Source organism: Lacticaseibacillus mingshuiensis, from assembly GCF_016861785.1.
Taxonomy (GTDB): Bacteria; Bacillota; Bacilli; order Lactobacillales; family Lactobacillaceae; genus Lacticaseibacillus; species Lacticaseibacillus mingshuiensis.
In genome coordinates this window covers 94,740-116,063 of the sequence record NZ_BOLS01000002.1, presented here as the reverse complement: position 1 = coordinate 116,063, position 21,324 = coordinate 94,740, and the positions used below count along the sequence as shown (strand labels likewise).

The window sequence follows — 21,324 nt, the reverse complement described above, 5'->3', positions numbered from 1 at the left end:
ACCATTGATTATTTTTTCACCTGATCGCTTTTGACCTGGGCAGGGGCGGCATCGGAAATGGCGATGTCACCGTTTGCAATGCGTGCCTCCAAGGCTTTGGCGGTTGGATGATCCAGGTAAAAGTCGGCGACGCGGTCCTCGATCTGCTCCTGAATGACCCGGCGCAATGGCCGCGCTCCCATGGCAGGATCGTAGCCCAGCTCGACGAGTTTTTCCTTGACGGGCTCGGTGACCTTGATTGACAGACCCTGGTTCTTGATGTTGTTATTGGTATCGGCGATCATCAGCCCAACGATCTGCATCAAGCTTTCCTTACTCAGCGTCTTGAATTCGATAATGTCATCAAAACGGTTGAGGAATTCGGGCTTGAAGTAGTTGCCCAACTGATTCATCACGCTCTTCGTTGTGCCGTTCAGCGATGCCCCGAAGCCCACGTTGGCCTCGGCATCGGTGGAGCCGGCGTTTGACGTCATGATGATGATCGTGTCTTTGAACGAAACGGTGCGACCCTGGCTGTCGGTCAGGCGGCCGTCATCCAAGATCTGAAGGAACATGTTCATCACATCCGGATGCGCCTTTTCAATTTCATCCAACAAGATCAGGCTGTACGGATTGCGCCGCACCTGTTCGGTCAGTTGGCCGGCTTCTTCATAGCCGACATAACCTGGCGGCGACCCGATAAGCTTGGACACACTGAATTTTTCCATGTACTCCGACATATCGAAGCGAATCATCGAATCGGTCGAGCCAAACAGCTCTTTGGCCAGTTGCTTGGCGAGCTCGGTCTTGCCGACACCGGTTGGGCCGACAAAGAGGAAGGAGCCAATTGGGCGGCCGGTCTTGTTGAAGCCGATGCGGTTGCGGCGAATGGCGCGGGCGACTTTATCGACCGCCTCATTTTGGCCGATCACATGAGCTTCAAGATCAGGCGCCAAGTTTTGGAGCTGTTGCTGCTCTTGTTGCTTCAATTCGCCGACAGGAATGTGCGTCTTTTCTTCGACGATCTGTTCCATGTCCTTCTCAGTGACGGTCGGGGTCTCGTTTTGACTAGATAGGGCCTGCTTTTTCTGCATGTCATCGAGCTTTGTCACTTGATCCCGGTAGAAGGCGGCTTTTTCATAGTCTTCCTGTTTGAGCGCGGCCTGTTTTTGCTTTTCGGCATCGGCGATCTTGTCCTTGATCGTCTGCGGGTCGGCGACATCGATGGTCAAATTCTTGCGGGAGCCGGACTCATCGAGCAAGTCGATGGCCTTGTCGGGCAAGAAGCGGTCCTGAATGTACCGTGCGGACAGCGAAACGGCTGCGTTGATCGCTTCTGGAGAATACTTGACGTGATGGAACGCTTCGTAGCGCGGCTGAATTCCCTTAAGAATCTCGATGGTCTCTTCCTGCGACGGCTCATCCACCGTGACGGGTTGGAGACGGCGGGCAAGGGCGGAATCTTTTTCGATCTCGCGGTATTCGTTATTGGTCGTCGCGCCGACCAGCTGCATCTCACCACGCGCCAGAGCCGGCTTGAAGACATTACCGGCGTCCATGCCACCACGGGCATCACCGGCGCCGACGATCTCATGGATCTCATCGATGAACAGAATCACAGTGGCATCCTGTTTCAACTCATCGAGCAGCTGCTGGAGCCGCTGCTCAAACTGCCCACGAATACCGGTGCCTTGCACCAGCGAAACAACATCGAGTTGAACGACGCGGCGATCCTGCAACTTGGCAGGCACTTCGCCGTTTGCGATCTTCAGGGCTAAGCCTTCGACGACCGCGGTCTTCCCGACCCCTGCTTCACCGATCAAAACAGGGTTGTTCTTGGTCCGGCGATTCAAGATCTCGATGACTCGGGCGATCTCCTTGTCGCGACCGATCACCGGATCGATCTCGCCATGACGTGCCTTGGCTGTCAGGTCCACGCCAAACTGACCCAAAATGCTTTGGTCATTACCTTGAGGACCACGTGGGTCTCTCGGCCCGCCGCCGCGGCCTGATTGGGTCGGCGGAGTTTGGTCCTGTGGCGCTTGGCCTTGACCTTGGCTCATTGCGCGGAAAATGTCGTCCAGGCTGTTGAAGCCGAATGGATCATTTGTTGCATTTGTTGGGCTCATTTTTCCACCTGCTTGTGCTTTCAGTTGCTGATAGCAGTTCTGGCAAAGATCGATCTCTTTGCGCTGACCGTTAACACTTGTATATAAATGAATCGTGGCTGGGTTTTGATGACAATTCTCACACAGCATCATGTCACGACCTTCCATTGATAAGACGTAAATGGTCGCAAAAAGGTTGTCTGACCTTTTTTGACCTTGACCCTAGTATACACCGGCAAAAGCAAAAATCAAGCACTCGCGCCTGACGAGTGCTAAAAAAGATTGCAACCGCTCCCATCGTGATATTCTGGGAGTTTTGACCAATGACGACTGTTTGCTTGTCTGGTCGTTTGGACAATGCTATCGTAGTCCTGTAGAGAGGAAGGGGGCAAGCAAATGGCACCGGATTACACATCACTGATGGACGACCTGCGCGCAGGGAAACTCGAAGTGCTCGAGATCGACCCAGAACACTTCAACGATTTTCGCCAAGCATGGACGAATTATCCGGCGCGCAAAGAGATCGTCGGAGACGCCCAGCGCGGCGGCAAGATCAACTACCATTTTCGCTCGTCAAATGCGGATTAATAGTGCGTAGCCACTTGTCCAGATGGCCAAATAATGGTAAGGTTTACAAGAAATAGAATCGAAAATTCTATTCGGCAAATGAATTCTTTTAGGCGAAGGAGCAGATTAGTCATGGAAAAACGTGAATTTAACATCATTGCAGAAACAGGGATCCATGCACGTCCGGCCACTCTTTTGGTGCAGGCGGCAAGCAAGTTCAACTCCGATATCAACCTTGAATACAAGGGCAAGAGCGTCAACCTGAAGTCCATCATGGGTGTGATGAGTCTTGGCGTCGGCCAGGGTGCTGATGTTTCCATCTCCGCTGAAGGCGCAGACGAAGCAGACGCGATCGCTGCGATCGAAGACACCATGAAGAAGGAAGGCTTGTCTGACTAATGACAAAGTCACTGAAAGGGATCGCCGCTAGTGATGGCATCGCAACCGCGAAGGCTTATCTTTTAGTGCAACCCGATTTGTCATTTTCTCAGACTTCGATCCAGGATCCGGAAAAAGAAATCGACCGTTTGCACAAGGCGCTTTCGCAAAGCAACGATGAATTACAGATCATCCGCGACAAGGCCGCTAAATCGTTAGGGGAAGAAGAGGCGCAAGTCTTTGATGCCCACATGATGATCTTGGCAGACCCAGAATTTGCTGGCGCCATCGAAAATAAGATCAAAGATGACAAGATCAACGCGGAAGGCGCTTTGAAGTCCGTGTCCGATATGTTCATCGCGACCTTTGAAGCGATGACCGACAACGCCTACATGCAAGAGCGTGCTGCTGATATTCGTGATGTCACGAAGCGCATCTTGGCACACTTGCTGGGCCGAGTTTTACCAAACCCTGCACTGATCGACGAAGAAGTCATTTTGGTCGCACATGACCTGACACCTTCTGACACCGCGCAGCTCGATAAGAATTTCGTTAAGGCGTTCGTCACGGATATCGGTGGCCGGACCGCACATTCTGCGATCATGGCGCGCTCGCTTGAGATTCCAGCGATCGTCGGGACGGATTCCATCACCACCAGTGTTGAGGCAGGCGAAATGGTGACAGTCAACGGCTTGACCGGGGAAGTCACCATCGACCCATCCGAGGCACAGATCGCCCAAGCACAGGCAGATGCAGACGCATTTGCCAAGCAAAAGGCGGAGTGGCAGTTGCTCAAGACGGCGGCATCCGTGACTGCGGATGGCAAACATTTTGACGTTGCCGCAAATATTGGGACACCGAAGGACCTGGATGGCGTTCTTGCCAATGGGGCTGAAGGAATCGGTCTTTATCGGACCGAATTCCTGTACATGGATTCCGCAGAACTGCCGACCGAAGATGATCAGTTCGAAGCCTACAAAAAGGTCCTCGAAACGATGAATCCGAAGCCAGTCGTTGTGCGCACCATGGATATCGGCGGGGATAAGCATCTGCCTTACCTGCCACTGCCGGATGAGCAAAATCCGTTCCTTGGATACCGTGCGATTCGGATCTCACTTGACCGTCAGGATATCTTCCGTACTCAGCTGCGTGCCTTACTTCGTGCAAGTGCATTCGGCAATCTGCGGATCATGTTCCCGATGATCGCGACGATTCAGGAGTTTGAAGCTGCCAAGAAAGTCTTCCTCGAAGAGAAGGACAACCTGGTCAAGGCCGGGGTCAAAGTCTCCGACAGCATCCAACTCGGAATCATGATCGAGATTCCAGCCGCCGCTGTTTTGGCCGACCAGTTCGCCAAGCACGTCGACTTCTTCTCGATCGGCACCAACGACCTGATTCAATACACGATGGCTGCCGATCGTGGCAACGACCGCGTGTCGTATCTCTACCAGCCTTACAACCCGTCCATCCTGCGCTTGATCAAGCACGTCATTGATTCCGCGCACAAGGAAGGCAAGTGGGCCGGCATGTGCGGCGAAGCAGCGGGCGACCCGATCATGGTGCCACTGCTTTTGGGTCTGGGTCTTGATGAATATTCGATGTCTGCGACCTCCGTTTTGCGGGTGCGCAGTCTGATGAAGAAGTTGTCGACTGCTGACATGGCCGAAATGGCTGAGAAGGCACTCAACGACTCCATCTCAAATGATGAGAACAAGGCGCTTGTTGAAAAATACACTGCAGCCAAGTGATCACAACTTGAAGGCGTCGCTCTCTTTTGAGGGTGGCGTTTTTTTGTTTCGCAAAATTTCTGGGGTTGGCCGCGTCCAAGCGCGTTCGTTTCTGATCCCCGGCACTGCCGGCCCTCGTCAAGGCGGCGTGAAAGCGGTACACTGATTAAGTAATCATTCTAAGGGGGAAACAATTATGGCATTAGCAGTGATCGATGTCGGTGGCACGACGATCAAGTTAGCAGTCTGGGACAACAATGAACTAAAGGCGGCGCACGCGATCGCCACACCGAAGACACTGACTGGATTTTATGAGGATCTGACGGCTGAGGTGAAGAAGTTCCAGCAGGCTTACGCCATCACCGGTGTGGCCATGTCGACACCGGGGGCTGTGAACCAGGACACTGGGGTCATCGAAGGTGCCAGTGCCTTGCCTTACATTCATAATTTTCCGATTCAACCGGAACTTGCTGCACATTTCGGCCTGCCGGTGACATTCGAAAATGACGCGAACTGTGCCGCACTTGCAGAAGTTGCTAGCGGTGCAGGGGCTGGGAAGAAACGCGTGATCGTGCTGGTCCTGGGCACTGGGGTCGGCGGTGCGATCATCGCGGATGGCAAGATCGAACATGGCGCGCATCTGCTTGGCGGCGAGTTCGGGTTCATGGTCCAAGGCGACAATACCGTCAGCGGCCTTGGTACTGCCGTCAATGCGGCTAATCGCTACAATGCCGCGACCGGCGAAAACAAGTCAGGTAAAGAGGTCTTTGATCTGGCCGACGCCGGTGATCCGCAGGCGATCAAGGAAGTCGAGACCATGTATCATGCACTGGCTGTGACGATCTTCAATCTGCAGTACAGCTATGATCCGGAGCTGTTTTTGCTGGGCGGGGGCGTGTCGCGTAATCCACGCTTGCTTCCTGGTGTTGAGGCTGCCCTTGATGCGATCATGAAGCAGGTCGAGATCGCGACCGTTCGTCCGGAAGTCGCGATCTGCAAATACAAAGATGAAGCCAACCTGATCGGCGCGGTCGCAAATTTCGAGCAACATCTGGACTAAGCGGGTCGGATAGACCAGGGAAAACGGAAAGCTGAGACAATCAAAATGTCTCGGCTTTTTTTATACAGAAAAATAAACACGAACATTAATTTATAAATAAACGAACAACGTTAGCAAAATTGGTTGAGGCGTTCGAAATTCTGTGCTATATTTTGGCTATCAAATGAAAGAGGTGACCAGCGTGCAAGTGGCGATCGTCATGGGCTCCAAATCGGATTGGCCGACCATGAAAGTAGCAGCAAAGCAGTTGGAACAACTAGCAATACCGTACGTGAAACGGGTGATATCAGCGCATCGAATGCCTGAGACCCTTTCAACGTTTGCCAAAAATGCGGCGACGGCCGGAATCGACGTGATCATTGCAGGCGCAGGCGGGGCCGCGCATCTACCTGGCATGTTGGCGGCGAACACCCTCGTGCCAGTGATCGGCGTTCCTGTTAAAACACGAACATTAAACGGTGTCGACTCCCTTTTGTCGATCGTTCAAATGCCCGCTGGGGTGCCAGTGGCAACAATGGCCATCGGTGAGGCAGGGGCGGCGAATGCGGCACTCTTTGCGGCATCGATCCTTGCAGGCCACGATCCTGCCCTGCTGGCACGCTTGACCGCATTTCGTGAAGCCCAGACCAAGGCAGCAGAAGAAAGCGAGGCAGCCCTTGATGATTGAGGCAATCATTCCACCTGCGACGATCGGCATCGTTGGCGGCGGCCAGCTTGGTCAAATGCTGGCCCAGGCGGCAAAGGAAATGGGGTATCGCGTGGGGGTGCTTGATCCCACACCAGATGCACCAGCAGGCCAGGTCGCGGATTTTCAGCTGGTCAACGATTATGATGACCGCGATGCCTTGATGCGGCTGGCCAAGGCGGCAGATGTCCTGACGTATGAATTTGAAAATGTGGATCTGGCGGCACTTGAGGCGGCCAAGCAGTATGCGGCCTTGCCCCAGGGCACAAACCTATTGGCGCTCACCCGCGACCGGGTTCAGGAAAAAACGACCTTGCGCGAGCTGGGTATTCCAACTGCGGCGTTTGCCTCGGTGCCAGATGAATCGCATTTAGTTGAAGCGATTCATGAGATCGGAGTGCCAGCCATTTTGAAGACGACCACAGGTGGTTATGACGGTCACGGCCAGGTGAATGTGAACGGGCCGGCGGATCTCGCGAAAGCGCAGGCGTTGGCCGCCAAGACGCCATGTATTCTGGAAGAACGCCTGAGCTTCACGCGTGAGTTGTCCCTGATGGTCACCCGCGATGGTCAAGACAAGGTCCGCTGTTTTCCGATCGTTGAAAATCGGCACGCGCAGCATATTCTACACACCACCATTGCCCCGGCGCCGCATCTGGATCCGGCGCTTGGCCGGCGCATCGAGGACATGGCGGCACGCATCGCCACGGCCTTGGATCTGCGCGGCGTGCTTGGCATCGAACTCTTTGAGACGACGCATGGCGTGGTGGTCAACGAGCTGGCGCCAAGGCCACACAATTCCGGCCATTATTCCATTGAGGCCTGCAATTTTTCCCAGTTCCAGGCCCATATCCTGAGTATCTGCGGCTTGCCGATTCCGCCGATCGTTCAGCGGGCACCGGCAGTGATGCGCAATCTATTGGGCAGTGATCTCACTGCGGCACGCCAGCAGTGGCCGCACCATCCTGAGTGGCATTTTCATGATTATGGGAAGGCCGAGATTCGGCCCGCGCGAAAAATGGGCCATTTGACGGTGACAGGGCTAGACACGATAAACCTGCTTGATGCAGTTCAATTGGAGGATGAGACGCGATGAAACGCATGGCACTTCGCTACACAGGTAAGGCAAAGAAAATGTACGAGACGGACGACCCTGACGTGCTCTGGGTCGAATACATGGACCAGGCGACGGCGCTCAATGGCAAGAAAAAGGTGCACATCGATGGCAAGGGCGCGGTCAATCGCCGCATTTCTGCCATGCTGTTCGCGGAGCTGACCGATGCTGGTGTGCCGACGCATTACCTGTCCGCGCCGGATGAGACGACGATGCTGGTCAAAAAAGCAACGATGCTGCCTCTGGAGGCGGTCGTGCGGAATTATGTTTCCGGCTCTTTTGAGCGGAAGTTCGCGTTGACCCATTTGATGCCGCTGACCCCAGCCGTTCACGAATTTTATTTCAAATCCGATGCGCTGGACGATCCATTCATCAACGATGAGCAGATCATCGCGCTGAAGATCGCAGACGCGGCCACCCTCAAACAGGTCCACGCCTTGTCCGACACGGTCAATACGTATCTGTCGCGGCGCTTTGCGGCGATCGGTATCAAGTTGGTCGATTTTAAATTGGAATTTGGTCGCCTGAGTAACGGTATGTTGGTCTTGGCGGACGAGTTGTCGCCGGATAACTTCCGGTTGGTCGACGAGGCGACAGGCGAGTCGCTGGACAAGGATGTTTTTCGGAAAAACGAGGGGCCGCTAACTCCGGTGTATGAGGAAGTCTTCGCTCGGTTGCAGAAAGGAGTCCAACATGTTTAAGGCCAAGATCTTTGTTAATTACAAGCCGTCTGTCCTGGATCCCAAGGCCGAGGTGATTCAAAACACCCTGGCACGTTTGGGTGATGACAATGTGCAGCATGTGCTGGTCGGCAAATATTTTGAACTGCTCCTCAGCGGTGATGAGGCGGCGGTGCGGGCGCAGATCGATCGAATCTGTGACACGATGTTGGCGAATATCAATACGGAGTCCTACCGGTTCACGCTTGAGCCCGTGAGCGACGCAGCGGTGGCCGAATGAAGGCGGCGGTGCTGAGCTTTCCAGGGTCCAACTGCGATGCGGACATGACCTGGGCGATCGGCGACGTTGCCGGTCAGGCCGTTAAGCTTGTTTCTGCCCAGGCAACCTCGCTGGCTGGGTTCGATTGCGTGGTGGTGCCGGGCGGTTTTTCCTATGGGGATTATCTGCGAAGCGGGGCGATCGCCAAATTTGCCCCGATCATGCCGGCACTCAAGGATTTTGCGGCCGCGGGTGGTTATGTCCTTGGCGTCTGCAATGGGTTTCAGATCTTGACAGAAGCCGGGCTGCTACCAGGAACGCTGCAGTGGAACACCTCGCTTCAGTTTATCTGCCAACCAACGCCCCTGATCGTGGCCAATGCGCGTACCGCATTTTCCTCGGCTTATTCGGAAGGGCAGCAGATCACCCTACCGATCGCGCACGGCGAAGGCAATTACTATGCCGATGACGCCACGCTGGCGCAACTTGAGGAAAAAGGCCAAGTGGTGTTCCGCTATGCGGAAAATCCCAATGGCAGCCGAAACGACATTGCCGGGCTGACGAACGCCCGCGGCAATGTTTTGGGCATGATGCCCCATCCGGAGCGCGCAGTCGAGACGCTGCTTGGTGGCACCGATGGCCTCGGCGTTTTTGAGTCTCTGATCAACGCGATGAAAGGAGCACCTGCCGATGTTGCAACGAGAACTTTCGCCTGACCAGATCGCGACTGAGAAGCCTTATTTGGGGCTTGGGTTGAATGAGGACGAATACGATTGCCTGACCACGCTGCTGGGCCGCCGTCCGAATTTCACCGAGGTGGGCTTGGCCAGCGGGATGTGGAGCGAACATTGCGCGTACAAGTATTCCAAGCCGGTGCTGAAGACGTTTTGGACAAAAAACGACCGCGTCCTGATGGGGCCTGGTGAAGGTGCTGGGGTCATTGATATCGGGGAAGGCAAGGCCGTTGTGTTCAAGGCGGAGAGCCACAATCACCCGAGTGCCGTTGAGCCATATCAAGGCGCTGCGACCGGCGTGGGCGGCATCATCCGCGATATTTTTTCCATCGGGGCAAAGCCGATTGCGCTGCTGGATTCGCTGGCATTTGGTGACCCCAAGGATCCACATGTGCGACAGTTGATCGACCAGATCGTGGCCGGCATCGGGGATTATGGCAATGCGATCGGGATTCCGACGGTTGGCGGGGAGACACGGTTTGCGGACAGTTATGCGCGCAACCCGCTGGTCAACGCAATGTGTGTCGGCGTGATGGATACCGACGCGATTCAGCGTGGCAAGGCAGCCGGTGTCGGCAACGCCCTGATCTATGTGGGGGCCAAAACAGGCCGCGATGGCATCAATGGTGCAAGTTTTGCCTCGGCTGAATTTTCCGATGACGAGGCGGCGGATCGCTCAGCAGTTCAGGTCGGCGATCCATTCATGGAAAAATTGTTGATGGATGCCTGCCTTGAAGTGACTCGCGAGCATCAAGACGCACTGGTCGGCATGCAGGATATGGGCGCTGCCGGCCTCGTCTCCTCCAGCGTTGAGATGGCAGGCAAGGCCAATTCCGGCATGACGCTTGACCTTGACCTGATTCCCCAGCGCGAACCCGAAATGACACCGTTTGAGATCATGCTGTCCGAATCGCAGGAACGCATGATGCTCTGCGTGAAGGCGGGGCATGAAGACGAGATCGTCGCGCTATTCAAGCGGTACGATCTCGATACGGTGGTTTGCGGACGCGTCGATGAAGGGCACCAATACCGACTTTTGCATCGCGGTGAAGTGGTGTGCGATGTGCCGGTGGCTGTTTTGACCGACGAGGCACCAGTCTATCACCAAAAGGGCGTTCAACCTTCGCGATTGCAGCAGCCGGCGCCCGATTTTGAGCCAGGGGTGCTGTCATTGCTTGCGACCCTTCGCCAATTATTGGCGGATCCCAACGTGGCCGACAAAAAAGCGATCTACCGGAGCTATGATGCGCAGGTGCAGACAAACACAGTGCTTGGTCCTGGGGCCGATGCCGCGGTTGTGCGGGTGCGTGGCACCCACCGCGCGTTGGCGATGACGACCGATTCAAATGGCCGGTATTTATATTTGGACCCAGAGATCGGTGGGGCGATCACGGTCGCCGAATCCGCTCGCAATTTGGTGGCGACCGGCGCCGAACCGTTGGGCATCACCGACTGTTTGAACTACGGCGATCCGACGAAGCCAGAAAGTTTTTATTCGTTAGCCGAATCGGCCAAGGGCATCACGGCGGCCTGCAAAGCGATGAACACGCCTGTGATCTCGGGGAACGTGTCTTTGTATAACGAGACCAATGGCGAGGCGATCTATCCGACCCCGATGATCGGGATGGTAGGGCTGATCGAGGATCTTTCGACGATCACCACGCCGGCTTTCAAACAGGTCCGCGAGCTGATCTATGTGATCGGCGAGACTGGGCCAGATTTCAACGGCTCCTTATTGCAACAAGTGACCACAGGCGCGGTTGCCGGGGCGCTTGCCCCATTTGACCTGACTCAAGACGCGGCCACCCAGCGTCGACTCTTGGCGGCGATTCGGCAACATTTGGTCACCGCCGCCCATGATGTGAGCGACGGTGGGTTGTTGGTCGCATTGAGCGACATGGCGATCGCCGGTGGCTTAGGGGCGAAGGTGGATCTGCCATTGCCGGCAGGCTGGCTTTTCAGCGAAACGCAGGGCCGCTTTATTGTGACTGTTGCGCCTGAAAATCAAGCAGCGTTTGAGTCTGCAATGGGAGATGATGCCCATTTGACCGGCGTCGTTCAACCGGCAGTGCTGACTGTGGCAACAAATGACCAGACCCTGACCGTGCCAGTTCACGAATTGGCCACCATCAATGAGGAGGCCTTGCCATGCCTACTGAAGTAACCACGACCGGCCCGGCGCCGGAAGAGATCAAAAGCCTGAATGAGGAATGCGGCGTTTTTGGGGTCTGGGGGGATCCGCATGCGGCTGAATTGACGCATTTGGGCCTGCACACCCTGCAACATCGCGGCCAAGAAGGCGCCGGCATTGTTGGTAAGACGCCAGAAGGGCTGCGCCGGCATTACGGCTTTGGCTTGGTGGCGGAGGTGTTCGCTCAGCCGGCTTCCCTGCAGCAATTGCGTGGGGATGCCGCATTGGGGCATGTGCGTTACGCGACGGCTGGCGGCCGTATTTTGGAAAACATTCAACCATTGCTGTTTCGGTTCACCGATTCGGCGATCGCCTTGGCGCATAACGGCAATTTGACCAATGCAGCGTCATTGCGCGCTCAGCTTGAGGCCAATGGGGCGATCTTTCAGTCGACCAGTGACACCGAGGTCTTGATGCATTTGGTGCGGCGAAGTCCCGCACCGACCTTCATCGGCCAGTTGAAGGCGGCGTTGAATCAGGTCCATGGTGGTTTTGCCTTTGCGATCTTGACCGAAAGCGGGCTTTACGCGGCAGTGGATCCCAATGGTTTTCGGCCCTTAGTGGTCGGCCAGCTGCCAAGCGGCGGTTACGTCGTTTGCAGTGAAACGGCGGCGCTGGTTGCGGTCGGTGCGACTTTTTGCTTCGATGTCGAACCGGGCGAGTTAGTCGAGATCACGGATGCCGGGTTGGTGCGGGATCATTTTACGACCCAGACCCAACTGGCGGTGTGTTCCATGGAGTTCATCTATTTTGCCCGACCGGATTCCGAGATTCATGGCGTTAATGTCCATCTGGCTCGTGAAAAAATGGGGCGGCGCCTTGCTCAAGAGCAGCCGATCGATGCGGACATCGTGGTCGGTGTCCCGAATTCCTCACTTTCGGCCGCGCTGGGCTATGCGCAGGAAAGTGGCATTCCATATGAGCTTGGGTTGGTGAAGAGCCAATACATTGCCCGCACATTCATCCAACCGACTCAGGCGCTTCGTGAGCGTAGTGTTCGGCTCAAGCTCAGTGCCGTGCCGGCGGTGGTCGCCGGCAAACGCATCGTGTTGATCGATGATTCGATCGTGCGGGGGACCACGGCCATTCAGCTGGTTCAATTGCTCAAGGATGCAGGGGCCAAAGAGGTGCATCTGCGTATCGCCAGTCCGCCGCTGCGTTTCCCATGTTTTTATGGCATCGATATTCAGACGACAAAAGAATTATTTGCGGCCAATCACAGTGTCAGTCAGATGAAGGCGATTCTCGGCGTCGATTCGCTGGGCTTTTTGTCCGTCGCCGGCCTTGAAGCCAGTGTGGGACTGAAGACCACCGCGCCCAATGGTGGCCTTTGTGTCGCGTACTTCACTGGTGAGTATCCGACGCCGCTGGATGATTACGAGCCGCATCTGAGTGAGGAACTGAGTCATTTGGCGATCAATATCGGGGAGGTGTCAGCGTGACGCATGATTATAAAAGCGCAGGGGTCGATATCGCAGCCGGCGATGAGGTCGTTTCGCGCATTGCCCCGTTGGCCAAAGCCACGCAAAACGACCAAGTACTGGCCGGACTAGGCGGCTTTTCCGCGGCATACCGTTTGCCGCATGCCAAAAAGCCGGTGCTGATGGCGGCGACTGACGGGGTCGGCACTAAATTACTGTTGGCGCTTCAATGTGACCAGCATGATACGATCGGCGTGGATCTGGTCGCAATGGTTGCCAATGACCTGCTGGCGGACGGCGCCACGCCGCTATTTTTCTTGGATTACCTCGCCACCGATAAATTATTGCCGGCCCAAGTCGAAACGGTGGTGCGCGGCATTGCGTATGGGTGTTCGCTGGCGGGCATGGCGCTGATCGGCGGAGAAACGGCCGAGATGCCGGGGATGTATCCACAGGGCCATTATGACCTGGCTGGATTTGCGGTCGGATTGGCCGAGGCGGATGCGATCTTGCCGCAGGGCGTTGCGCCAGGCGATGTGTTGATCGGCCTGCCGAGTAGCGGGGCCCATAGTAACGGGTACTCACTGATCCGGGCCTTGCTGGCGGAAACGGACCTCGACGCAAGACCTTTGTCGGATGGCATCGAATTGAAAAATGCGCTCCTGCGTCCTACCACGATCTACGTGAAGGAAGTCCAACCACTGATCGCCCATGGCTTGATTCATGGAATCGCGCATATCACAGGCGGCGGGTTCACCGAAAATGTGCCGCGCATGCTGCCAAAAGACTGCGCGGCCGTGCTGACGGATTGGGCCTGGCCGGAACTGTTTCAGCGCATTCAAGCGGCTGGGGACCTCAGCTTGGCTGAGATGCGCCGGACCTTCAACCTGGGGTATGGCATGGTACTCGCGGTCGCGCCAGAAAATGCGGCGCGGATCCAGGCGGCCTTGCCGCATAGCCGCCTCCTCGGGACGGTTCAGCGTCGCACCCAGGACGCGGTGGAATGGAGGCAAGCATGACGACGCGCTTGATCGTTTTTGCATCTGGGACAGGCTCTAATTTTGAGGCGCTGGCAACGTATTTTGCCGGGCGCCGCGATGTCAGTCTCGTGGCCCTTGTCTGTGACCACAAAGCCGCGCCGGTGTTGGCCAAGGCCAAAGCGGCGCATGTGCCGACGATCGTGATCGACTACCGCGCGTATCCGACCAAAGCGGCAGCGGAGACGGCATTGGTCGCGCAATTGCCTGAAGCGGATGGGCTTGTGTTGGCCGGCTTCATGCGCATCATCGGCCCGACGCTGTTAGCTGCTTTTCCCGATCGCATCATCAACTTGCATCCGGCCCTGCTTCCGAGTTTTCCAGGCCGCGCTGGCATCGCGGATGCGTTCGAATATGGCGTCACAGTGACAGGGGTGACGGTCCATTTTGTGGATGCCGGTATCGATTCGGGGCGCATCATTGCCCAAGAGCCGGTGCGCATTCGGCCGGATGATACCCTGGCCACCCTTGAAACACGGATTCATGACGTCGAGCACCAACTATTGCCGACAACTGTGGACCACCTCATTGAAAAAGGAGTGTTTTGACTGTGAAACGTGCATTGCTCAGTGTTTCTGACAAAACAGGATTGACGGAATTTGCCGCCGGACTTTTGGCGCGCGGCTTTGAACTGGTCTCAACAGGCGGCACCAAAAAAGTGCTCGAGGCAGCCGGCCTGGCAGTGACAGGCGTCGATGAAGTCACCGGCTTTCCGGAGATGCTCGACGGCCGCGTGAAGACCCTGCATCCTCGTATCCATGCCGGTATCTTGGCGAAGCGAGACGAGCCTGCGCACATGGCGGCACTCGCGGCCCATGAGATCACGCCGATCGATGTGATCTGCGTCAATCTCTATCCGTTTGCTGAAACGATTCAAAAACCGGATGTGACCCGTGCCGAGGCGATCGAGCAGATCGATATCGGCGGCCCAAGTGCCCTGCGTGCGGCGGCCAAAAACAGCGACAGCGTGTGGGCCGTGGTGGACCCAGCCGATTACGAAGCGGTGCTGGCCGGCCTCGATGCCGATGATGCCGCGCTTCGCCGCCAGCTTGCCGCGAAAGTCTTTGCAACGACAGCCGCCTATGACGCCCAGATCGCCGCGTACTTGGATCCTGAGCCTTTTCCCGAGACCTTCACCCCAACCTATGTGAAGAAGCAGTCCTTGCGCTATGGTGAAAATAGTCATCAAAACGCTGCCTTTTACGCCGTTCCAAATCCTCCTAAGGCGTCGCTGGCAAGTGGCACTCAGCTACATGGCAAAGAGTTGTCTTACAACAACATCAAGGATGCGGATGCGGCGCTGGCCATGGTGAACGAATTCACCGCGCCAACTGTGGTCGCCGTGAAGCACATGAACCCTTGTGGCATCGGGGAAGGCGAGACGATCGAGGCGGCTTGGGACAAAGCCTATGAAGCCGATCCGATGTCGATCTTTGGCGGCATCATTGCGCTGAACCGGCCCGTTGATCTGGCCACCGCTGAAAAGATGCACGCGCTCTTTTTGGAGCTGATCATGGCCCCGGCTTTTGATGAGGATGCCTTTGCCGTGTTGGCGAAAAAGAAGAATGTGCGCCTGATTCAGATTCAGCTCAGCGACACGCCGAACGTCCCGCATCTGGAGACCGTCTCCGTGCTGGGTGGTCTGCTGCGTCAGGAGAGTGATGCGGCGATCGAATCGGCAGCGGATCTCACTGTGGTCACGAAGGTACAACCAACCCCTGACCAGATCAAGTCACTGCTTTTTGCCCAGCAGGTCGTCAAGCATGTGAAGAGCAATGCGATCGTGGTGGCAAAAGATGGTCAGACCCTCGGCATCGGCGCGGGGCAAATGAACCGCATCGGCTCCGTTGAACTGGCGTTAACCGAAGCCCAGCAGAAAAAGAATTTTGCCGGCGCGGTGATGGCCTCGGATGCCTTTTTCCCAATGGATGACTGCGTGGAATATGCCGCCAAGCATGACATCAAGGCGATCATTCAACCCGGTGGCAGCATCAAGGACGCGGATTCGATCGCCATGGCAGACCAATACGGCATCGCGATGGTCACGACCGGCGTCCGCCATTTCCGGCATTAGGCGAAAGGAAGGCAATCATGGTCAATGTGTTGATCGTCGGCAGTGGCGCGCGAGAAAGTGCGCTGGGCAAAGCGTTCTTGGCGGCGCCTGAAGTGGATCAGGTCTTTGTGGCCCCGGGTAATGCCGGCATGCCGCTATTGGGGTTGACCACCGTGCCGGTCACGGAAAATGATCAGGCCAGTTTGATCGAATTTGCTCGGCAGCATGTGTCCCTGACCTTCATCGGCCCTGAAGCGCCACTTGCGGCGGGCATCGTGGATGCATTTTCCCAGGCGGGGTTGGCTGTCTTTGGCCCGACCCAGCAGATCGCCCAACTGGAAAGCTCAAAGGAGTTCGCCAAGGCGTTCATGGCGCGGCACCAGTTGCCGACTGCTCAGGCGACGCTTGTCCACTCGCTTCAGGAAGCACAAGCACAGTTGGCCAAGGTCGGCGCGCCAGTTGTGATCAAGGAAAACGGGTTGGCCGCTGGCAAAGGGGTCACCGTCGCGCTTGATCCGGCCACCGCAAATGCGGCACTGGCCAAGGCCTATGCGGATAATCCCTATGCGGCCGTGTTGCTCGAGGAATATTTGAGCGGCGAAGAGGTCTCAGTGATGGCACTTTTCAATGGCATGAGCCGCGTGATCTTGCCACTTTCGCAGGATCATAAGCGGCGCTTCGACCATGATGAGGGCCCAAACACGGGCGGCATGGGGGCCTATTCCCCTGCGCCTCAGTTTTCCCAGGCGCAACGAGACCAGGCCCGTGCGCTGGTCGACCAGACCTTGGCCGGCATGACTGTGGATGGGCTGTACGGCTGCGGGGTACTGTACATTGGCTTGATGTTCACCGCGGCCGGGCCGAAAATTCTTGAGTACAACCTGCGTTTTGGCGATCCGGAGACCCAAGTCCTGTTGCCGCAGATTCAAGATGATTTTTACCAATTGATCATGGCCCTGCTCGCCGGGAAGCAACCGAGGCTCCACCTGGATGGTCAGACCTATTGTGGCGTCGTCGCGGTGCATCCAGGCTATCCGGCAGTGACCCGGCCCAGCGTTGCGGTGGTCCTACCAGACGAGCGCCAACGTACGTGGTGGGTGCCGGCCGGCGTCGTGCGTGGGACAGATGGCCTCAAATCCAGCGGCGGGCGCATCTTCACCGTCATTGGCGCAGGCGCCGACCTCGCTGCGGCCCAAGCCGAGGCCTATGCGCGCATGACCCCGCTGCAGGGAACGCTGGCGTGTCGCAGCGACATTGGTTGGCACGCGCTGGCCTGAAATCGACAAAATTAGCGATGCCCCCATATCTTGTGGGGCCGTCGCTTTTTTTTACAAGCGTGCACGATATCTAGCGGGCTTGTGGTATATTAAACAGGACAAGAGCAAGGGGGGACGGCGATGAATGGGAGTGAACAACGCTCGGCGGCTGGGCCGCTGATCACCATCCGGCCAGGCCAGCTGGACAATGCCGTCAACCGGTGGCTTGCGACCCCAGGCCCTGCGATCTTGGCGCTGGTTGGGGATGCCCCGTTTTCACTTTCGCCGGCAACCGCCGATCAGCTTGCGACCCGTCTGCTGTCCGCCGATCGGCAAAAAACGGTCTTGGTGGGCGGTGAAGGGGTGCTTCAGACAGCCATTTTGACTAAGTTGCTGGCCGGTGTCGGGCCACATCACCGACTGTTTGGCCCTCAGCTTTGGTTCAGCTGGCCCGAGGCAGTTGCGGCGCCGTCCTACCTGCCACTGCTGGCCCAATGCGCGGCCCGCTTTTTGACGCCTGGCTTGTGGACTGGCACACCGGCGGAATTGGCAATGCCCCTGCCGACTGAGACACGCACGGCCGATACCCTTTTTCAATGGGCAGGGGTCTCGCATCCAGTGCGGCTGGTCATGCAGTTGCCAGACCTGACGGAAAATCCGGCGGCGCTGATCGCCAGTTGGCAGTTTGCCCGCCACAATGCGCGCGCCATTTTGCTCGACGCGCCGCGCGACCGCTGCTTTGTCTGCGGCTTTCAGGGCCGCTTCAGCCACATCGGCGGGGTGTATCGCTGCCCGCAATGCGGCGAGGCGGATCCAGCAAAAGGCGAGGTGCGCCGCCTCACCGCCAGCGGGGTCGTGACCCCAGCGCGTCCGGCAACCATCCAGCGGCCCCACCTGCACCTCAGCTTTATCGAAAGGAATGACGACGATGCTCACAAAACCAAATGATCCCCAACCTCAGGAATGGCTGGCCAGCGATCTGTCGCTTGGCAACGTGGCCAGTTATAAGCCCTTCACGTTTGTCGACGGGGAAGGGGTTCGCTGCAGCCTGTATGTCTCCGGCTGCAAGTTTGCATGCCCAGGTTGCTACAACAAGGTCGCCCAGAATTTTCGCTATGGGTCGCCTTATACCCAGGCGCTCGAAGATCAGATCATCGCCGATCTAGCGCAGCCTTATGTGCAGGGCCTGACGCTTTTGGGCGGGGAACCGTTTTTGAATACCCAGGTCTGCTTGCAACTCTGCCGCCGGGTGCGAGCTGAATTTGGCCACACCAAGGATATTTGGAGCTGGACGGGGTACAAATGGGATGAGCTGTTGGTAGAGTCGCAAGATAAACTCGACTTATTGGACCTGCTCGATATTTTGGTCGATGGCCGCTTTTTGGAAGCAGAAAAAGACCTCACCTTGCAATTTCGCGGCAGTGCCAATCAGCGCATCATCGATGTCCCGGCAAGCCTTGAAGCAGGTGAGGTCAAGATCTGGGCGAATCTGAAACGGTAAGACATGGCGCTATTCTGGGTCGTCGACGGATCCGTCATTTTCGCCTAACCATTGGCCGCCATCTTGTTGCAAATAGTGGACCTTGACCGTGGAAGGCGGCTCATAGGTCCGCTTTTTTTGTGCCGGCGCGATGGCCAGGGCAGTGGTGGAAATGTTGTACGGGTCGATGAACCCCAGCTTGGTATAGCGCCGGTCGCTGACGGTGAAGCGGTAGCCGACCAATTCTGTCTTTTTTCCGGGCGCGGTCTGGATCTTCCCCGAGAAGGAAAAGATCTTGTTGGCCAGTTCGAAATACTCGGTGTCGTTTGACTGTCCGAGGTAGTTCACGGGCTGGCTGACGGTCTGCCGCTTGTACATCGGCAGTTTGTCGAGATCACGCCAGTTGTTGAGGCGTGACATAGTCGCCACTTCATTGCCATCTAGGGGCACCAGCCGGCCAAGCTCGACTTTTTCAACGCGCACCCGCGCCGACACATACGGTAACAGGGTCCGGTAAGGTTGAATCAGATGCCACATGACGAGGCCACTGATCGTCGCAACGGCGATCAACGTGATCGAAATTCCGAGGAACCATTTTTTCATCAGGGATCGCTGTTGGTAGATCGCGCTGAACGCGGCGATCAGGATCAAGGCGCCGCCGCCAAACATGCAAACAGGAATCCAGATCGTGCTGAGTTTTTCCATCCAGCCCCATTGCGAAAATGTGAGCGCAGCTGTGAACATGACGCGCCTCCTTACTGATGGACCGCTGGCTTGTGCAGGGTCGCACCTTCCTGGTCGTAATACTTGAGATGGGTAAAATGAATCGTGACCGCCGTCCCTTGCCCGACTGTGGAGGTGAGCGTCAGGGAATGGCCAAGCTTTTCCGCGAGCTGGGCGGCAAGAAAAAGGCCCAAGCCGGTGGATTTTTGATTGGCATTGCGCCCGTTCGTGCCGGTGAAGCCTTTTTCAAACACCCGGTGCAATTCGTCTTGGGGAATGCCGATGCCGGTATCCGTCAACGTCAGGGTGACTTCGTGGCTTTCCTTGGCGATGGTCGCGGTGATCTTGCCGCCGGGTGCAGTATACTTGATCGCGTTGCTGACCAGCTGGGTGAAAATAAAACGGAGCCATTTTTCATCGGTCACCACACTGGCCTTGTCGCCGGTGAGGGCAAAACTCAGCCGGCCGGCGATGAAGCTGTTGCGCTGGCTGACGACCACTTCATTGACCAGGGTGCCGAGATCATATTCCTGGAGTAGGTAATCTCGGGAAAAACTGTCCAGGCGTGAGTAATACAGGACTTGTTCCACATTTTGGTCGATCTTGTCGAGCTGCAAAGCGATCTGATCGAGGGACGCTTCGGGCGCCTGACCATCCAGGCTGTCCGTCAGCAGTTCCACAGCTGCCAGTGGCACTTTGATCTCATGGACCCAGGAGTCGATGAACGTCTTTTGATCCTGCTGGCGGGCGACCAGGGAAGAGAGCTGCTGCTGATGCGCTTGAAGCAGACTGTTGATGCTTTCCGCGATCATTTTTTCCCGCCGTGAGCCGCTGACCGGCATGCGCCAGTTCAGCGCGTCGGGGCCGGCGGTGCGGCGTGCCTGCAGTTGGGCACAAAAGCGGCGCTCCCGGCTGAAGCGCCACAGGCCGAAGCCGCAAAAAAGAAGCGTCAACAACAAGTCGAGGTAGCCAAACGTGGAAAACGCGATGCGATGCTGCGGGTCCAGCCACAGGCCGATCGACAGTAGCAACAACCCGCCGAAGAAAAAGAGGAGATGCGGTAGGTGATCGCGTAGGTAATCCCGAAATGTCATGGCGCAGTCCTTTCTGTGCGGCAGGGGTCAGGGAATCAGATAGCCCTGCCCGACTTTGGTCTGAATGTAATCGGGGAGGCCGGCGTCTGTGATCTTGCGCCGCAGCCGGTTGATGTTCACGGTGAGGGTGTTGTCGTCCACGAACCGCTCGTCCTGCCAGAGGTCCTTGAGTAGCCGGGTGCGAGAAACGATCTGGCCATGGCTACGCATCAGGATCTGAAGGAGCTTGTATTCATTTTTCGACAGGTCGATCTCTTGGCCATTGATGCTGGCGCCGCCGGTCTGCAGGTTCAAGATCAGGCCGTTGTATTCAAGCGCCTCGCTATTTTGGTCACTGTAATTATAGGTGCGGCGAAGCAGGGCGTTGATCTTGGCGAGCAGAACTTCCATCGCAAAGGGTTTGGTGGCAAAATCGTCGCCGCCGAGATTCATCGCCATGATCATGTCCATGTTGGTGTTGCGGCTGGAAATGAAGATGACCGGCACGAGGCTGTCTTGGCGAATCTTTTGGACCCAGTAATAGCCGTCATAAACAGGTAGGTTGATGTCGAGCAGGACCAGGTGCGGTTTTTCACTTTGGAATTGCTCATAGACGCGGTTGAAGTCGGTGGCCACGACCGGCGTGAATTGCCACTTGACTAGATTTTGGGCGATCAAGTTGGCGATCGTCGCGTCGTCTTCTACGATCATGATCTTGAACATAGCGGACCTCCATTTTCTACTATCGTAGCGGTTTTACGCGCGCGACACAAGCGGCGCGGGTCGCGAAAATCTGTTA

At 56.6% G+C, this 21,324-nt stretch carries 21 protein-coding genes; 17 read left to right on the top strand and 4 right to left on the bottom strand.

Annotated elements, in window-relative coordinates; all coding sequences use genetic code 11:
• Window positions 1–8: 8 nt before the first annotated feature.
• A complete protein-coding gene (locus JUE67_RS02120) occupies window positions 9–2,237 on the bottom strand; it encodes an ATP-dependent Clp protease ATP-binding subunit (RefSeq protein WP_203627050.1) in 2,229 nt (742 codons plus the stop codon).
• Between the two features lie 246 nt (window positions 2,238–2,483).
• Between JUE67_RS02120 and ykzS the strand changes: the two genes are divergently transcribed.
• The 17 genes from ykzS to nrdG all read left to right on the top strand — a co-directional run bounded on the left by ykzS (window position 2,484) and on the right by nrdG (window position 18,750).
• Window positions 2,484–2,675, top strand: a complete 192-nt coding sequence (ykzS, locus tag JUE67_RS02115) for a protein YkzS (protein ID WP_125698181.1) — start codon at window positions 2,484–2,486, stop codon at window positions 2,673–2,675.
• Window positions 2,676–2,786: 111 nt separating this feature from the next.
• On the top strand, window positions 2,787–3,053 hold the full coding sequence (locus JUE67_RS02110; protein ID WP_125698183.1) for a phosphocarrier protein HPr: 267 nt from the start codon (window positions 2,787–2,789) through the stop codon (window positions 3,051–3,053).
• Window positions 3,053–4,780, top strand: coding sequence for a phosphoenolpyruvate--protein phosphotransferase (ptsP, locus tag JUE67_RS02105; RefSeq protein ID WP_203626912.1), 1,728 nt, complete (start codon window positions 3,053–3,055; stop codon window positions 4,778–4,780). Before JUE67_RS02110 ends, ptsP begins: the two co-directional genes overlap by 1 nt.
• Before the next feature lie 175 nt (window positions 4,781–4,955).
• Window positions 4,956–5,819, top strand: a complete 864-nt coding sequence (locus JUE67_RS02100; protein WP_203626910.1) for an ROK family protein — start codon at window positions 4,956–4,958, stop codon at window positions 5,817–5,819.
• Window positions 5,820–5,982: 163 nt separating this feature from the next.
• Window positions 5,983–6,486 carry a 5-(carboxyamino)imidazole ribonucleotide mutase gene (gene purE / locus JUE67_RS02095; protein ID WP_203627048.1) on the top strand — a complete coding sequence of 168 codons (504 nt, stop codon included), beginning with the start codon at window positions 5,983–5,985 and terminating at the stop codon, window positions 6,484–6,486.
• On the top strand, window positions 6,479–7,600 hold the full coding sequence (gene purK, locus JUE67_RS02090) for a 5-(carboxyamino)imidazole ribonucleotide synthase (RefSeq protein WP_203626908.1): 1,122 nt from the start codon (window positions 6,479–6,481) through the stop codon (window positions 7,598–7,600). The genes purE and purK overlap by 8 nt, the downstream gene beginning before the upstream one ends.
• On the top strand, window positions 7,597–8,319 hold the full coding sequence (locus tag JUE67_RS02085; RefSeq protein WP_203626906.1) for a phosphoribosylaminoimidazolesuccinocarboxamide synthase: 723 nt from the start codon (window positions 7,597–7,599) through the stop codon (window positions 8,317–8,319). The genes purK and JUE67_RS02085 overlap by 4 nt, the downstream gene beginning before the upstream one ends.
• On the top strand, window positions 8,312–8,578 hold the full coding sequence (gene purS / locus JUE67_RS02080) for a phosphoribosylformylglycinamidine synthase subunit PurS (protein WP_203626904.1): 267 nt from the start codon (window positions 8,312–8,314) through the stop codon (window positions 8,576–8,578). Before JUE67_RS02085 ends, purS begins: the two co-directional genes overlap by 8 nt.
• A complete protein-coding gene (gene purQ, locus JUE67_RS02075; protein WP_203626891.1) occupies window positions 8,575–9,273 on the top strand; it encodes a phosphoribosylformylglycinamidine synthase subunit PurQ in 699 nt (232 codons plus the stop codon). Before purS ends, purQ begins: the two co-directional genes overlap by 4 nt.
• Window positions 9,248–11,455, top strand: a complete 2,208-nt coding sequence (gene purL / locus JUE67_RS02070; protein WP_203636950.1) for a phosphoribosylformylglycinamidine synthase subunit PurL — start codon at window positions 9,248–9,250, stop codon at window positions 11,453–11,455. The genes purQ and purL overlap by 26 nt, the downstream gene beginning before the upstream one ends.
• Window positions 11,440–12,924 (top strand): amidophosphoribosyltransferase, encoded by a 1,485-nt coding sequence (gene purF / locus JUE67_RS02065; protein ID WP_203626887.1) that lies wholly within the window; start codon window positions 11,440–11,442, stop codon window positions 12,922–12,924. Before purL ends, purF begins: the two co-directional genes overlap by 16 nt.
• Window positions 12,921–13,922, top strand: a complete 1,002-nt coding sequence (gene purM / locus JUE67_RS02060; protein ID WP_203626885.1) for a phosphoribosylformylglycinamidine cyclo-ligase — start codon at window positions 12,921–12,923, stop codon at window positions 13,920–13,922. The genes purF and purM overlap by 4 nt, the downstream gene beginning before the upstream one ends.
• Complete coding sequence (gene purN, locus JUE67_RS02055) at window positions 13,919–14,488, top strand: phosphoribosylglycinamide formyltransferase (protein WP_203626883.1); 570 nt, start codon at window positions 13,919–13,921, stop codon at window positions 14,486–14,488. Before purM ends, purN begins: the two co-directional genes overlap by 4 nt.
• A gap of 2 nt (window positions 14,489–14,490) precedes the next feature.
• Window positions 14,491–16,014, top strand: coding sequence for a bifunctional phosphoribosylaminoimidazolecarboxamide formyltransferase/IMP cyclohydrolase (gene purH, locus JUE67_RS02050; RefSeq protein WP_203626881.1), 1,524 nt, complete (start codon window positions 14,491–14,493; stop codon window positions 16,012–16,014).
• Window positions 16,015–16,031: 17 nt separating this feature from the next.
• Window positions 16,032–17,270 (top strand): phosphoribosylamine--glycine ligase, encoded by a 1,239-nt coding sequence (gene purD, locus JUE67_RS02045; RefSeq protein ID WP_203626879.1) that lies wholly within the window; start codon window positions 16,032–16,034, stop codon window positions 17,268–17,270.
• A gap of 120 nt (window positions 17,271–17,390) precedes the next feature.
• On the top strand, window positions 17,391–18,197 hold the full coding sequence (locus JUE67_RS02040; protein WP_203626877.1) for a hypothetical protein: 807 nt from the start codon (window positions 17,391–17,393) through the stop codon (window positions 18,195–18,197).
• Entirely contained in the window at window positions 18,169–18,750 is a 582-nt protein-coding gene (nrdG, locus tag JUE67_RS02035; RefSeq protein ID WP_373300906.1) for an anaerobic ribonucleoside-triphosphate reductase activating protein, read from the top strand. Before JUE67_RS02040 ends, nrdG begins: the two co-directional genes overlap by 29 nt.
• A 9-nt stretch (window positions 18,751–18,759) precedes the next feature.
• Here nrdG and JUE67_RS02030 read toward each other — a convergent pair whose 3' ends face one another.
• From JUE67_RS02030 to JUE67_RS02020, 3 genes are read right to left on the bottom strand one after another with little or no spacing between them, the layout of a single operon-like run.
• Window positions 18,760–19,473 (bottom strand): hypothetical protein, encoded by a 714-nt coding sequence (locus JUE67_RS02030; RefSeq protein ID WP_203626866.1) that lies wholly within the window; start codon window positions 19,471–19,473, stop codon window positions 18,760–18,762.
• Window positions 19,474–19,484: 11 nt separating this feature from the next.
• Window positions 19,485–20,546 (bottom strand): sensor histidine kinase, encoded by a 1,062-nt coding sequence (locus JUE67_RS02025; protein ID WP_203626864.1) that lies wholly within the window; start codon window positions 20,544–20,546, stop codon window positions 19,485–19,487.
• A 27-nt stretch (window positions 20,547–20,573) separates the two neighbouring features.
• Entirely contained in the window at window positions 20,574–21,248 is a 675-nt protein-coding gene (locus JUE67_RS02020) for a response regulator transcription factor (protein WP_203626862.1), read from the bottom strand.
• Window positions 21,249–21,324: the final 76 nt, after the last annotated feature.

Excerpts from the sequence above, each read along its gene's own strand:
- JUE67_RS02110 (WP_125698183.1), top strand. The coding sequence starts at position 2,787 with ATGGAAAAACGTGAATTTAACATCATTGCAGAAACAGGGATCCATGCA.
- ptsP (WP_203626912.1), top strand. The coding sequence starts at position 3,053 with ATGACAAAGTCACTGAAAGGGATCGCCGCTAGTGATGGCATCGCAACC.
- JUE67_RS02030 (WP_203626866.1), bottom strand. The coding sequence starts at position 19,473 with ATGTTCACAGCTGCGCTCACATTTTCGCAATGGGGCTGGATGGAAAAA.
- purS (WP_203626904.1), top strand. The coding sequence starts at position 8,312 with ATGTTTAAGGCCAAGATCTTTGTTAATTACAAGCCGTCTGTCCTGGAT.
- purE (WP_203627048.1), top strand. The coding sequence starts at position 5,983 with ATGAAAGAGGTGACCAGCGTGCAAGTGGCGATCGTCATGGGCTCCAAA.
- JUE67_RS02120 (WP_203627050.1), bottom strand. The coding sequence starts at position 2,237 with ATGCTGTGTGAGAATTGTCATCAAAACCCAGCCACGATTCATTTATAT.
- purL (WP_203636950.1), top strand. The coding sequence starts at position 9,248 with ATGTTGCAACGAGAACTTTCGCCTGACCAGATCGCGACTGAGAAGCCT.
- ykzS (WP_125698181.1), top strand. The coding sequence starts at position 2,484 with ATGGCACCGGATTACACATCACTGATGGACGACCTGCGCGCAGGGAAA.
- JUE67_RS02040 (WP_203626877.1), top strand. The coding sequence starts at position 17,391 with ATGAATGGGAGTGAACAACGCTCGGCGGCTGGGCCGCTGATCACCATC.
- JUE67_RS02085 (WP_203626906.1), top strand. The coding sequence starts at position 7,597 with ATGAAACGCATGGCACTTCGCTACACAGGTAAGGCAAAGAAAATGTAC.
- purD (WP_203626879.1), top strand. The coding sequence starts at position 16,032 with ATGGTCAATGTGTTGATCGTCGGCAGTGGCGCGCGAGAAAGTGCGCTG.
- purF (WP_203626887.1), top strand. The coding sequence starts at position 11,440 with ATGCCTACTGAAGTAACCACGACCGGCCCGGCGCCGGAAGAGATCAAA.
- JUE67_RS02100 (WP_203626910.1), top strand. The coding sequence starts at position 4,956 with ATGGCATTAGCAGTGATCGATGTCGGTGGCACGACGATCAAGTTAGCA.
- nrdG (WP_373300906.1), top strand. The coding sequence starts at position 18,169 with ATGACGACGATGCTCACAAAACCAAATGATCCCCAACCTCAGGAATGG.
- purQ (WP_203626891.1), top strand. The coding sequence starts at position 8,575 with ATGAAGGCGGCGGTGCTGAGCTTTCCAGGGTCCAACTGCGATGCGGAC.
- purN (WP_203626883.1), top strand. The coding sequence starts at position 13,919 with ATGACGACGCGCTTGATCGTTTTTGCATCTGGGACAGGCTCTAATTTT.
- JUE67_RS02020 (WP_203626862.1), bottom strand. The coding sequence starts at position 21,248 with ATGTTCAAGATCATGATCGTAGAAGACGACGCGACGATCGCCAACTTG.
- purK (WP_203626908.1), top strand. The coding sequence starts at position 6,479 with ATGATTGAGGCAATCATTCCACCTGCGACGATCGGCATCGTTGGCGGC.
- JUE67_RS02025 (WP_203626864.1), bottom strand. The coding sequence starts at position 20,546 with ATGACATTTCGGGATTACCTACGCGATCACCTACCGCATCTCCTCTTT.